Below are 12,458 nucleotides of genomic sequence, written 5' to 3' on the forward strand. Positions count from 1 at the left end.
ATCCACATGAGCAGATCCCGCACCCGCACCCGGCCGCCGCTGGCCCTGGCGCTGCCCGCGCTGCTCGCCGTCGCATTCCTACTGCTTCCTCTGATCGGCATCCTCAGCCGCACCCAGTGGAGCGAGCTCGGCACGCACCTCACGAGCCCGGGTGTGGTCGAGGCGCTGCGCCTGTCGCTCGTCGTGTCCCTGTGGGCCCTCGGCTTCTCGTTGCTCCTCGGAGTGCCACTGGCCTGGCTACTGGCCCGCGTCCCGTTCAAGGGAAAGGCGTTCGTCCGCTCGCTGGTACTGCTCCCGATGGTGCTGCCTCCGACCGTGGGCGGCGTGGCGCTGCTGCTGGGATTCGGCCGTCGCGGGCTGCTCGGGCCCTGGCTGGAGGGCACGTTCGGGATCACGCTGCCCTTCCACACCTCCGGCGCCGTCGTGGCGGCCACCTTCGTCGCCATGCCGTTCCTCGTCATCAGCCTGGAGGGCGCGCTCGGCGGCCTCAAGCAGAGTTACGAGGAGACCGCCGCGTCCCTCGGAGCCCCGCCGGTGCGCGTGTTCTTCACCGTGACGCTGCCCATGGTGGCGCCGGGCCTGATCGCCGGCGCGGCGCTCACCTGGGCACGCGCGCTCGGCGAGTTCGGCGCGACCATCACCTTCGCGGGCAACCTGCCCGGCACCACCCAGACCCTGCCGCTCCAGGTCTACCTGCTCCTCCAGGACTCGCCGGAGGCCGCCACCTCTGTCTCGCTGCTGCTGCTCGCGATCGCCATGGTCGTACTGATCGCCCTGCGCGGCCGTTGGACCGGCACCCCGGTCGCGGCCCGGTCCGCCGGGGCGCCGCAGACCCCGCAGGAGACCGAGACGGCCGCCGTGGCCGCCGGCCTGCCCGCCGATTCCGCCGACACCGCCACCGGCCCGTCCGCCGGCCCGGCCCTCGACCTGCCCGCCGCCGCCCCGTACGACGGCGGCCACTGGCCGCTGCACGCCGAGGTCACCGGCTTCAACGAGCTCACCCTCGACGCCGATCCCGGCACCACCATCGCCGTCGTCGGCGAGAACGGCGCCGGCAAGACCACGCTGCTGCGCGCCCTCCTCGGCCTCACCCCGCGCGCCCACGCCGAACTGCGCCTCGGCGACACCGACGTCACATCGCTGCCCCCGCACGAGCGCCAGGTCGCCTGGGTCCCGCAGGACGGCGCCCTGTTCCCGCACCTGACCGCCCTGGCCAACACCGCGTACGGGCTGCGCGCCCGCCGGGTGCCGCGCGCGGAGGCCCGCCGCGAGGCGCAGCTGTGGCTGGACCGGCTCGGCGTCGGCCACCTCGCCGCCCGCAAACCCGCCCAGCTGTCCGGCGGCCAGGCCCAGCGCGTCGCCCTGGCCCGCGCCCTGGCCGCCCGGCCCCGCCTGCTGCTCCTCGACGAACCCCTCGCCGCCCTCGACCAGACCACCCGGGCCCGGGTCCGCCACACCCTGCGCACGCACCTGGCCGGCTTCGGCGGGGTCTGCCTCATCGTCACGCACGACCCCGTCGAGGCGGTCTCCCTGGCCGACCGGGTGCTGGTCCTGGCCGACGGCCGCACCCTCCAGGACGCCCCGCCCGCCGAGGTGAGCCGCCATCCCCGCTCCCCCTGGGTCGCCCGGATGCTCGGCCGCAACGCCTGGCACGGCACCGCGTCGGCCGACGGCCTCGTACTCGCCGCCGGAGGCCGGCTCGTGGTGGCGGACGCGCTGCCCGAAGGGGCCGAGGCGCTGGCGATCATCGGGCCGGAGGCCGTGTCGGTGCACCGCGACCGCCCGACCGGCAGTCCCCGCAACGTCTGGCAGGGCTCCGTACGGGAGATCACGACGGTCGGGAGCCGGCTGCGCGTGCTGGTCACCTCGGGTGAGGCCCCCGACCTGGTCGCGGAGGTCACCCCGGAGGCGGTCGCCGAACTGGGCCTGGTCGACGGCTCGAAGGTGTGGACGAGCGTGAAGGCGACCGAGGTCACGCTCGTACGGCTCTAGGAAGCGGGCCGGACGGCCAGCCAGTCGGCCGGGGCGAACGCGTCGACGCCGACCACGGTCCGGCCCGTGCGCGGGGCCGCGACGGACAGCACGCCCTCGGAGCGGCCGGCCGTGAAGCCCGGGGCGCCGAGGGTGATCACGGCGGCGCGTTTGCCGGTGGTGCGCCGGAACTCGGCGAGCAGCTGCGCCGTCAGGGCGGTTTCCTTGCGGTCCACGGTGACCGGCGCATGCGCCCGTACGACGGCCAGAGCGCCCGTGGCCGGTTCCCGGGCGGTAGCCGCCAGGGCCTTGCGCAGGGCCCGCATCCGGTGCAGGCCGCCTCCGCCCAGGGTGGGCTCGGTGGTGTCGAGCGGCAGGAACCGTACCCCGCGGTGGACGAACTCCGGCCCGTCGGCGCCGGTCAGCACGAAGTCGGCGCCCGCGTCCCCGTCCCCGGCGCGGCTGCCGCCGGGCGGCTCGACGGCGAACCGCCAGGGCTTCGCCCGGACCCCGGCCCCGGTGGCCACGATCGGATCCCGGACCACGGGTTCCGCGGCGGGCCCCGTGGGCGGGGTCCGGGCGCCGAGCGTGTCGAGCACCACCCGTCCGGGGCCGGAACCGGCCTTGGCCGAGAGCCGGGTCACGGTGAGCGGCGGCTGTGCGGTGGCCGGGAGTGCGAGGGTGACCTCCCGCCAGCCGGTCCAGTCCGCGACGGGCCCGCTCACCGTGACGGCGGCCCCGTCGGCGTCGGTCAGTTCCACGGCGGGCCGGGCTCCGGAGCCGTCGCCGCCCACCCAGAGCGTGAGCGACCGGGCTAGCTCCGGGACGGGCAGGGGCCGGGGCGCGGCGGCGCTCGCCCGGCCCGCGGCCCGGGGCAGGTCCAGGGCGAGCCCGGCGCCGGCGTGTCCCTCGGCCGGGACGGCGCCGGGGCCGGTCCAGGCGGCGGCGTCGGCCAGATCGGCGAGGGGAAGGGTCTCCAGCCCGACGCCGAGGGGGATGTCGACGCTCGGCCCGGATACGGCGGTCGCGCCACGCACGGCCGCGGCTCCACGCACAGCAGCGGCCCGGACGGTGGCGGCCCGGACGGTGGCGTGTAGCCGGCCGGTGGCCCGCGGGACGAGGGCGGTGACGGTGAAGCCACCCCGCCCGTCCTCGGTGACGTTCCACCGCGACCGGTCGAACTCCAGGGCCACGTCGCGGGGTTCCACGACGGCGGCCGCGCCCTGCCCGTCGTACCCGATCAGCCGGAATCCCGCCGTCTCCCCCGGCTCCGCGAGCCCGATCCGAGCCGGGGTCGGCCGGATCCGGGTCAACGGCCCGAGGACCTGGAGCGGGAGCGCGCCGTGCGCCGTCGCGCGCCGGGCGTGCGCCGTCGCTCGGCCAGCGCGCACGGCGTGGAACACCCCGGCGGCGTCAACGGTGCCGGCCCCGTCGGCGGACCACACCGGCGCCTCCGGGGCCGGGCCCAGCAGCGCGTCGTACCCGGTGGCCGTGAGGGTCCGGGTGAGCCCGGGGAATACCCGGGTGAGGTCCTCCGCGCTGCCGCCGGCGGGTTCGATCCGGTAGCCGGTGGTCCGGCCGGAGCCGGCCGGGGCCGTGAGGACGAGCCCGTTGGGCACGGGCCGCTGCCGCCCGTCCGACGGGGAGTTCTCCAACGTCAGGGCCGTCGCCCCGCTCAGTGCGGCGAGCAGGGTCGAGGAGCCGCCGCCGTCGAGGTTCAGGGCCTCGTACGCGCCGAGCCGGTGCATCATGCGGCCCAGCTCCGTCAGGGTGAGCCCACCGCTGTCGCGCTGGCGGCCGTCCACGGTGAGGATCGTCAGCCGCCGCCCGTCGCGCGAGAACCCGACGGCCGTGCGCGGCGCGGCGGCGTTGTTCGGTTCGCCGTCGTGGTCCTGCGGTACGCCGGCCACGACGAGGGCCTCCCGCCCGCCGACGGCCGCGGCCGGGACCGGCCCGGCGTCCGGGAGGGCGCGGGCGGCAACGGCGACGGCGTCCCCGGGGCGCAGGGCGGCGAGTTCGGCGGCGGACGCACCGCCCGCGGGAGCGGTGAGCAGGGTGGTTCCGGGGGCCGGTCGCCGCCTGCGGGCCGGGCCGCGTACCGATGCGGCGGCGGCCGTGACCCGGCCGTCCCGGACCGGAACGGCGATGCCCACCGCGGGCAGCTGCGCCCCGGGATGGTCGGCCGTGTACGCGGACAGCCCCCCGCGGGCCGGCCGGGCCGCGTTGTAGCCGATCAGCGGGCGCACTGCCCCGCCGGGCAGGGTGACGCTGCCGTCGAGGCCGATCCGCAGGACCCTGCCGGTGCCGTCGGCCCCTAATCCGACGGCGGGGGCCGCGCCGGGTCCGGACGCGGCCGAGTGCAGTAGCCTGCCGCCGCCGAGGCCGGGGCCGAGCGGTGCACCCGTACCGCGGATGTCGAAGAAGTCGCCGTTCACGGCGGCGACCACGCGCCGTCCGGGCCCCGCACGGTGACGGGCAGCGGTGTCGCCGACGGTGGCCGGTCCGTGGCCGCCCAGGTATTCGGCGCGCACGCCGCCGCTCCCACCGAGTTCGACGCGGAGCTCGTCGATCCGCAGCCAGCGGTCGGCTTCCAGCCGGTCGTACGACTCCAGGCGGATCCCGGGGGCGATCTGCCGGCCGGTACGGGAGGTCTCGATCCCGTCGGCCACCGCGTCGGCGGCCCGCGCGGGAAGGGTGGTCCCGGCGGGGCCGGCCAGGACGACGGCGAGCAGGACGGGCAACAGCGGACGCAGGCTCAACACGCAGGCAGGATCGGCCACCCGCCACCGTCCCGGGTCCGCGCCGTCGCTCGTGCCCTGCGGTTTCAGCCATTCGCACGGCCACGGGTGGCGCACTCTTCGTCCGCACGGGGAATCGATTTGGCCGCGGGATGCCGGGCTGGCAAGGTTCGAGCGTGCCCGCCGCGCGCCGGCGGGCCTGCTCATTCTCCGTCGCATGTTCCCGTGGGGGGTTCACACCGCATGTCCGTCAACGAGCCACCGAGCCCACCGGCTCAGCCGTCGCCGCAGCAGCCGCAGCAGCAGCAGCCATCAAAGACGCAGTCCCCGGCACCGGCGTACGCCGCTGCACCGCCGCAGCCGTACCCGGCACCGGCGTACCCGGCACCGGGGTACCCCGCTCAGCCGTACCCCGCACACGCCCTGACCGGGCACCCTGCCGGGCCGTACCCGGGCCTGCCGTACGGCATTCCGTTGTCCGGCGGCGACGTGCTGCGGTCGCCGCGCGGCCTGGCGGTCGCGGTCACCGCGATGCTGTCGGTCGCGGGTGCGGTCAACCTGTTCGCGGCGGGCATCGGCGCGTACCTCTTCTCGCTCATGACGAGCGTGATCGCCGATCCGGCGGCCGTCGGTGACCACGCTCTGCGCCAGGGGGACGACCTGACCACGGTCGCCAGCGTCCTACAGAACCTGATCATGGTGGCGACGGCGGTCGTCTTCGTCGTCTGGTTCCACCGTGTGCGCGTGAACGGCGAGATCTTCCGCCCCGACGCGTTCTCCCAGACCCGCGGCTGGGCCATCGGCGCCTGGTTCATCCCGATCGGCAACCTCTTCCTGCCGTTCCGGACCGCCAAGGAGATCTGGACCGCCAGCACCCAGTTCGCACCCGACGGCTCCTTCCGCCAGGTCTCCAACGCGCCCGTCAACGCCTGGTGGGCACTGTGGGTCGGCTCGCTCGTCCTCGACCGGATCTTCAGCAGGCTCTACCAGCAGGCCGGGACGCCACAAGCGCTGCGCGACGCGTCCGCCGTGGGGGTCGCGTCCGGCCTCTGCACGGTCGCCGCCGCGGTCTTCGCCATCGTCTTCGTCCGCAGGCTGACGGCCTTGCAGACCGTCAAGGCGGCGCAGGGCCCGAACGCGGCGGTCTGATCCCCCGCCCAGCGGGTCCGCGCCGGCGTCTCGCCGAAGGGGGCGGGCGACCGGACGCCCCCTTCGGCCCGGCAGGCGCCTCAGTTCGCCGCCGCACGTACCGGGACGGCGAACTCGCACCACACGCACTTCCCGCTGCCCCGGGGCTCCACGCCCCAGTCCTTCGCGAGCCGGTCCACCAGCAGCAGGCCGCGCCCCGACACCGCCCAGTCGCCGGCCTCGCGCCGTTGCGGCAGGGCGCTGCTGGAGTCCTCGACCTCGATCCGGATCCGGCCCTCCCGGGTCAGCCGTACGTTGACGTGGCCGCCGCCGTCCGTGTGCACGAGGGCGTTGGTCATCAGCTCGTCCGCCGCCAGTTCGATCTCGTCGGCCCGCTCCCTGGCTCCCCATGCCGCCACCGCCGCGCGGATCAGGTGGCGGGCCATCGCCGGGCCCTCGGGGTCGCCCGGGGTGAGCCGCAGGCGTAGCGGACCGCCGCCGCGCGGGGTGGGCGTGCCGCGGCGGCGCAGTAGGAGCAGGGCCATGTCGTCCCCGGCGCCCGCGTCCCCGACCAGGTCGCACAGGACGTCGGCGAGCTCCTCGACGTCCACCGGTCCGCTGCGGACCGCTTCCATGAGTTCGCGCATGCCCGCCTCGGGGGCGCCTTCCGGCCGTTCGAGGAGACCGTCGGTGCACAGCACCAGGGTGTCGCCGGGGTGCAGTTCGAGGCTGGTGACCGGGTATCCGGAGCCGGCCCCCGCCTGCTCGCGCTGCGGCAGCCCGAGCGGGAGTCCGCCGGCCACCTGGACCCGGTGGCAGCTGCCGTCGCCGCGCCGCACCACCGGGTCGAGGTGGCCGGCGCGGACCAGTTGGAGCATGCCGGTGGTCAGGTCGATCTCGGCGTACGTACAGGTGGCGAACCGTTCCGTCTCAAGCTCCCGCAGGAACGTCGAGGCCCTCGCCATGGCCGTGCCCGGGGTGTGCCCCTCGGCGACGTACGCCCGCAGGACGATCCGCAGCTGGCCCATGACGGCCGCCGCGTCCGTGTCGTGGCCCTCCACGTCCCCGATCATCACCCCGACGCGGCCGTCGCCGAGCGGGACCACGTCGTACCAGTCGCCGCCGATGTCCCGCCCCATCCGGGCGGCCCGGTACCGCACGGCGATCTGCGCGCCCGGCACCTCCGGGATCCGGCGCGGCAGCATGGCCCGCTGGAGGCCCTCCGCCAGGTCGTGCTCCTGCTCGAAGAGCATCGCCCGCTGAAGGCTCTGCGCGATGCCGCTACCGAGCGCGACGAGCAGGTTCCGTTCCTCGGCGGTGAAATCGCCGTCGCGCTGGTACAGCAGCCCGAGCGCGCCGATGGCCCGGCCCTGGGCGATCAGCGGCAGGTACACGCCGCTGCGCACGGACAGCGGCTCGATGTACGGCCAGAGCTCCGGGTAGCTCCGCTGGAACACCTCGCGCGAGGCGATGAAGACCGGCTGGAGGTTGCGTACGGCCTCGCTCATCGGGAACCGGGCGTCGATGCGGGTGTACTCGATCTCCCGGACGTACGAGCCGAGCTGCCCCTCTGCGACGAGGTGGATCCGGCCGCCGTCGACGATGCCGAGCATCACGCTGACCGCGCCCAAATGGCCGAGCGCCTCGGGGTCCTTCAGGACGTCGGTCACGTCGTTGACGGTGCGCGCGTGGGCCAGGATCGCGCTGGTCCGCTCGACGACGCCGGTCATCCGGCGCCGCCCCTCGGCCTGCTCCCCGCCGGCGCCCGGCTCGCCGGGATCGTGGGCGGCGTCGCGCAGGATGCCGATGATCCGGTACGGACGGCCGTTCGCGTCGCGCAGGATGTGGCCCTGGATGTGGGTCCAGCCCGGGGCGCCGCCGCGGTCGCGGGTGCGGACGTACGCCCCGTAGTGGCTCCGGCCGTCCTTGAGCGCCTGCGCGACCCGGGCGTCGAGCCGGACCTCCTCGCCGGGCTGCACCCGGGCCCGCAGCCCTTCGGGGGTGCCGCTGAACTCCTCCGGGCGCAGGTCGAGGACCCTCAGGGCGGTGGGGTCCAGATGCATCTGCCCACTGTTGAGGTCCCAGTCGAAGGTGCCCATGCGGTTGAGCGCGAGGCTCATGTCCGGCTGCGCGGGCCAGTCGACCTCGGGGCTCGCTCCCCTTTCGGCCATGCAGCCAGGGTCTCACCGTTCCCCGACCTGTGCCCGCACAAGCCGCCCGGGGCTACCCGGTCCCGTCGGCGGCGGCCGGCGAGAAGGACTGCGAGGGGTTCCCCGACGAGGGCGGCGCGGGCTTGGACGGCGGCTCGGACGACGGCGGCGGTGTGGGCGCCGGCGTCGCGGACGGCTCGCCTGCCGGCCCGGACGGGGTGGGCGAGGGCGTGGGCCGGAGTTGCTGCACCGGGGAGCTCGCAGGAGCAGAGGGCGTGGGTGGGGGTGAGGGTGAGGGCGTGGGTGTGGGCATGGGCGTGGGCGTGGGTGTGGGCGCGGGCGTGAGCGGGGCCGGTTGGACCACCGGGGGCGGTACGGGCTTGTCGCGCTCGCCCCGGTGGTCGCCCCGGTCCCGGGCGAACCAGCGCCCGTCGCGGTGGTCGTAGACCACGAACTTGTCGACGACGGTCGCCGCCGGCGCGACGACCACCACCTCCGACGGCTGGTACGAGCTCCACGGCTGCCCGTGCCGCTTCGGGTCGGGCTCCAGCGCGACCGGGGCGCCGAGCGGGTTGCCGCAGGCGCACCTCACCCGCGGCACCCCCCGGCCGTCGACCAGGACCGCCGTCCCGGCCTGCAGCACCGCCTGGTAGGCCGTCGCCTTGCCGTCGCGGTAGCCGTGGTTGGTGACCCGGGTGTCCGCGCGCAGCTGCAGCGGGGTCAGCGAGCGCAGGTAGCCGGGTACGGACTTCGGCCGGATGCCCAGTACCGAGGCGAACGCGCCGTTCTTGGCGGGCTCGGCGGACAGCGCCCTGACCTGCTTCTCGACGTCGCAGCTCGCCACGTCCAGGGTGCCGCCGTACAGGCCCGGCGCCGAACCGCTGATGCTGCGCGTGGCGGTGGCGGGGGACTCCGCGCCGCTCGGTGACGGCTCCGGGCTCCGGGGCGGCGGCACGGCCTCCTTGGCCGCGGTGGACTCCGTGAAGGGGTCCGGGCCCGTCGCGGAGACGGGCTGGAGGAACACCTCTCCGTGCGAGGCGGGCGAGCGGTCGTGCCGGGTCAGCACCACCGCCAGGACCACGGCGACGGCCACCGCGACGAGCACGGTGGCCAACCGGGGTACGGACCGCCACCAGGGCCCCTTGTCGGGTGGACCGGCCGACCCCGACGGCGGACCTCCGGGCGGCCGGGGCGGAGCGGGCGGCGGCGTCGGCGGCGGGCCCTGGCGGCCGCCCGAGAGGGGACCGGAGGGAGGACCGGTGGGGCGCTCCGCCGGGGGCTGCGAGGCCTGCGTCGGCTGCTGCGGATCCTGGCCGGGGCCGGAGGGTTGCGTGGTCACGGGCTCTTCTTCCCAGGCGGAGGAGTTCCGGTCCCTGCGGACGTTCCGCAGCTCGCCCCCCATCCCCTACACGTATCGCATATAGAGAAATCTGGGCATTTCTCGCACTCTTGCGGCCCATTGTCTGCGCCGTTCAGGTGGTGGCGGCAAGCGGAGCGTGCCTACGGTTGCAGCGTGAGCAGTCCGTCGTCACCGCGTCCGGTACCCGGCGGCGCCGCGAGGGCGTGGCGCGATGCCCTCGTCGCCGTCGTGGCTGCCTTCGTGGTGATGACCGCCGTCGCCGCGGCGGGTCTGGCCTGCGCGGGAGCGACCGCCCTGCCGGACGGCGCGTTCCCCCGGGTGGTCGCGGCGGTCGTCGTGCTGGCGACCGGCGGATCGGTCGAGGTGACCGGCGGGGCCGGCATCCTCGCCGAGGCCGACGCGAGCCTGTCCGCGCTCCCGCTCTCGGTGAGCCTCGCAGGGGCCCTCACGGCCGGCGCGCTCTTCCTGCGCCCCCTGCACAACCGGGCCGTGGCCCGACCACGGGAACTCCTCGCGCAGGCGGTCCCGTTGGTCGTGCTCTGGCTGCTCGCCCTCACCGGCGCCGCGCTCCTCGCCCGCCAGAGCTTCGGCATCGCCACCGGTGACTCGCCGATCGCGGACATCGGCGAACTCCTCGACGCCTCCCCGACGGTCGGCTTCCGGGCGGCGCTGCCCGCGACCCTCTTCTTCGGGCTGCTGTGGATCCTGGGCCTGTTGCTCGTCGCCCTGCTGGTCTCGCGGCGCGCGCCCCTCCCGGCCCGGCTGGTCCGCTTCCACGCGGCGGTTCGGCCCGCCGCCTTCGCCACCGTGGTCCTGCTCCTCGCGTACGTCGTGCTCGGCATCGGCATCGGGCTCGTGGTGGCCGCCACGCACGGGCACGCGGACCGGACCTTCGCCGTGCTCCTGCTCGGCCTGCCGAACCTGGTCTGGCCCGCGCTCACCCTGGGCCTCGGCGGAGCCTGGGAAGGCAAGGTCGAGGGGCCGTTCGGGCTGCCGATGCCGCAGCTGCTCGACCATGTGCTGCGCGGGTCGAACACGTCGCGGGTCGACGTCGCCTCCCTCGCGCAGCGGGACTCCCGGGCCTGGTGGTTGGTGGCCGTCGCCGCCGTGCTGCTGCTCGGCGCGGGTTTCCTGGCGGCCGTGCGCTCCCCGGCCGGCGTCCGCGCCTGGCAGCACGCGCTCCACCTGGGCGTGGCCCTCGCCCTCGCCGTCCTGATGGTGTGCCTGCTGGCCGGCGTCCAGGCCCGGTTCGGCCTGTCCGTGCTGGGCATCGGCGACGTCGGCGGACTCGGCGGCAAGGTGGAGCTGAGCCCGTTGCTGTGGCGCAACGTGGGCCTCGCCCTGGTCTGGGGCGCACTCGCGGGCTTCCTCGGCGCGCTCCTGGCCCGCCCGGTCCACCGCCGCGGCCTCGTCGTCGCGCCCCCCGAGACCGTCAGCCGGTGACCCCGCCCGCCCCGCCCCGGAACACCGGCAGCGCCCAGTGCGGAGGCTGCGGCGGGAGCGGGGGCGCGGGCTCCTCGGCGGCCGGCGGAGCCGGTTGCGCTCCGGCCCGGCGCAGCGCCGCCGTGAACTCCAGGCAGCTGCCCCACCGGTCGTCCGGGGATTTGGCCAGCGCCTTGGCCAGTACCTCGTCCACCGCTGCCGGCAGACCGGGCCGCCGCGAGCTGACCGGGGGCGGCGGATCGTACTGGTGGGCCCACAGCAGGGCCATGTCGTCGTCCCGCTGGAACGGCGGGCCCCCGGTCAGCGTCTCGTAGACGACGCAGCCCAGGCTGTAGACGTCGCAGCGTGCGTCCACGGGCTTGCCGGAGATCTGCTCGGGCGCCACGTAGTCCAGGGTGCCGACGAACTGCCCCACGCTCGTGAACCCCGTCAGCGACAGCGACTTCTTCGTCAGTCCGAAGTCCGTCAGGTAGACGTGCTCGGGGTGCTCGCTGTCCGTTCCCTCCGCGACCAGGATGTTTCCCGGCTTCACGTCCCGGTGCACCAGGTCGTGGTCGTGCGCCGCGTCCAGTGCCGAAGCCACCTGGCCGGCGATCCGGGCGGCGGTCTCCACCGGCAGCGGCCCGGTGCGGTCCAGCAGGGCGCGCAGGTCCTGCCCGGGGACGTACCGCATCGCGATGTACAGCAGCCCGTCGGTCTCGCCCGCCTCGAAGACCGGGACGATGTGCGGGTGGTCGATCGCCGCGGCGACCTTCGATTCGTGGGCGAAACGCTGCCGGAAGGTGTCGTTGCGGGCGAGTTCGGGCGCCAGCAGCTTGAGGGCGACCTGCCGGTCCAGTCGCAGGTCCCGCGCCCGGTAGACGACCGCCATGCCGCCGCGGCCGATCTCGCTCTCCACCAGGTACCCGGCGATCTGCTTCCCGAGCAGGTCGGACGGCCGCCCGCCCGGTGACCCGGCGGCCATCACCGCCCTCCGCCCTCGGGTGGAGTGACGACCTGCGTCGGCTCGTGTCCGGCTTCCCGGCCGGCTGCCGGGGCCCGCGCCGGGTCCGCCCGCACGCCGGCCCCGGCCGCGGCGTCGGTACCGGCCGCCGCGTCGGTACCGTTGTCCGCCTCGCGGTCCTGCGGCTCGTGCGGCTCCTGCGGCTGTGCCTCGGCCGGTTCCCCGGGGCCCGCGTCGACCGCGTAGGTCGTCAGGCGCGACCCGTCCCCGTACATCCAGTGCCCGGTGGCCTCGTCGTACAGCCAGACGGACTCCCCGTCGACCACGATGCCGGCCCGCAGTCCCCGGGTCGCCCGCCGGAAGGCCCCGGTGTCGGCGCGTCCCGAGGCGAGTTCCGCGACGGCCCGCCGGTAGCGCTCCAGGGCCTCGGCGCCCCGTGCGAGCAGTGGCAGCGGGTCCTCCGTGCGCGTCGGCGGTAGTCCGCCGGCCGGTGGGGGCCGGGGGACGGCGACCAGGAGGCGTCCGTCCACCCAGGCGGACCAGCCGTTGGCGCACAGGATCTCCCCCCACTCCCCGCGCCGGGTCAGCAGTTGCACGGGCAGGAAGGGGTCCAGGGCCACGGTCGGCCGGGAGACGTCGGGTTCCTCCCAGGCGGGCAGCCCCTCCCGGGGAACCACGTGGGTCGGGTGGAAGGCGGCGGGACCGGACGGGCTCGTCATCGGCGC

General features: G+C 75.7%; 8 protein-coding genes. 3 read left to right on the forward strand and 5 right to left on the reverse strand.

Translation table 11 applies throughout. The features are described 5' to 3' along the window. Positions 1-6 precede the first annotated feature (6 nt). Entirely contained in the window at positions 7-1,992 is a 1,986-nt protein-coding gene (locus OHA65_RS05900) for an ABC transporter permease (RefSeq protein ID WP_328761842.1), read from the forward strand. Here the strand turns inward: OHA65_RS05900 and OHA65_RS05905 are convergent. Then, the gene (locus tag OHA65_RS05905; protein ID WP_405761431.1) at positions 1,989-4,733 is read right to left on the reverse strand and encodes a phosphodiester glycosidase family protein; all 2,745 of its coding nucleotides are present in this window, start codon (positions 4,731-4,733) and stop codon (positions 1,989-1,991) included. The two genes, OHA65_RS05900 and OHA65_RS05905, sit on opposite strands and share 4 nt — an antisense overlap. Positions 4,734-5,183: 450 nt before the next feature. On the opposite strand from OHA65_RS05905, the gene OHA65_RS05910 reads away from it, so the two are divergent. After that, the gene (locus OHA65_RS05910) at positions 5,184-5,858 is read left to right on the forward strand and encodes a DUF4328 domain-containing protein (RefSeq protein ID WP_329312822.1); all 675 of its coding nucleotides are present in this window, start codon (positions 5,184-5,186) and stop codon (positions 5,856-5,858) included. 80 nt (positions 5,859-5,938) lie between these two features. On the opposite strand, the gene OHA65_RS05915 is transcribed toward OHA65_RS05910, so the two are convergent. Together OHA65_RS05915 and OHA65_RS05920 are read right to left on the reverse strand one after the other, a co-directional pair. Then, entirely contained in the window at positions 5,939-8,008 is a 2,070-nt protein-coding gene (locus tag OHA65_RS05915; protein WP_327282055.1) for a SpoIIE family protein phosphatase, read from the reverse strand. 52 nt (positions 8,009-8,060) lie between these two features. Continuing rightward, positions 8,061-9,326, reverse strand: coding sequence for a DUF6777 domain-containing protein (locus OHA65_RS05920; protein ID WP_329312824.1), 1,266 nt, complete (start codon positions 9,324-9,326; stop codon positions 8,061-8,063). Positions 9,327-9,500: 174 nt separating this feature from the next. Here OHA65_RS05920 and OHA65_RS05925 point away from each other — a divergent pair, with 174 nt between their 5' ends. Continuing rightward, positions 9,501-10,790 (forward strand): streptophobe family protein, encoded by a 1,290-nt coding sequence (locus OHA65_RS05925; protein ID WP_405761435.1) that lies wholly within the window; start codon positions 9,501-9,503, stop codon positions 10,788-10,790. Here the strand turns inward: OHA65_RS05925 and OHA65_RS05930 are convergent. Both OHA65_RS05930 and OHA65_RS05935 read right to left on the reverse strand, forming a co-directional pair. After that, complete coding sequence (locus OHA65_RS05930) at positions 10,780-11,754, reverse strand: serine/threonine-protein kinase (RefSeq protein ID WP_405761438.1); 975 nt, start codon at positions 11,752-11,754, stop codon at positions 10,780-10,782. The genes OHA65_RS05925 and OHA65_RS05930 overlap by 11 nt on opposite strands. After that, positions 11,754-12,452 carry a hypothetical protein gene (locus OHA65_RS05935; RefSeq protein WP_405761441.1) on the reverse strand — a complete coding sequence of 233 codons (699 nt, stop codon included), beginning with the start codon at positions 12,450-12,452 and terminating at the stop codon, positions 11,754-11,756. Before OHA65_RS05935 ends, OHA65_RS05930 begins: the two co-directional genes overlap by 1 nt. Between the last annotated feature and the right edge of the window lie 6 nt (positions 12,453-12,458).

The sequence above is a fragment of the Streptomyces sp. NBC_00045 genome, from assembly GCF_045041095.1.
Classification (GTDB): Bacteria; Actinomycetota; Actinomycetes; order Streptomycetales; family Streptomycetaceae; genus Streptomyces.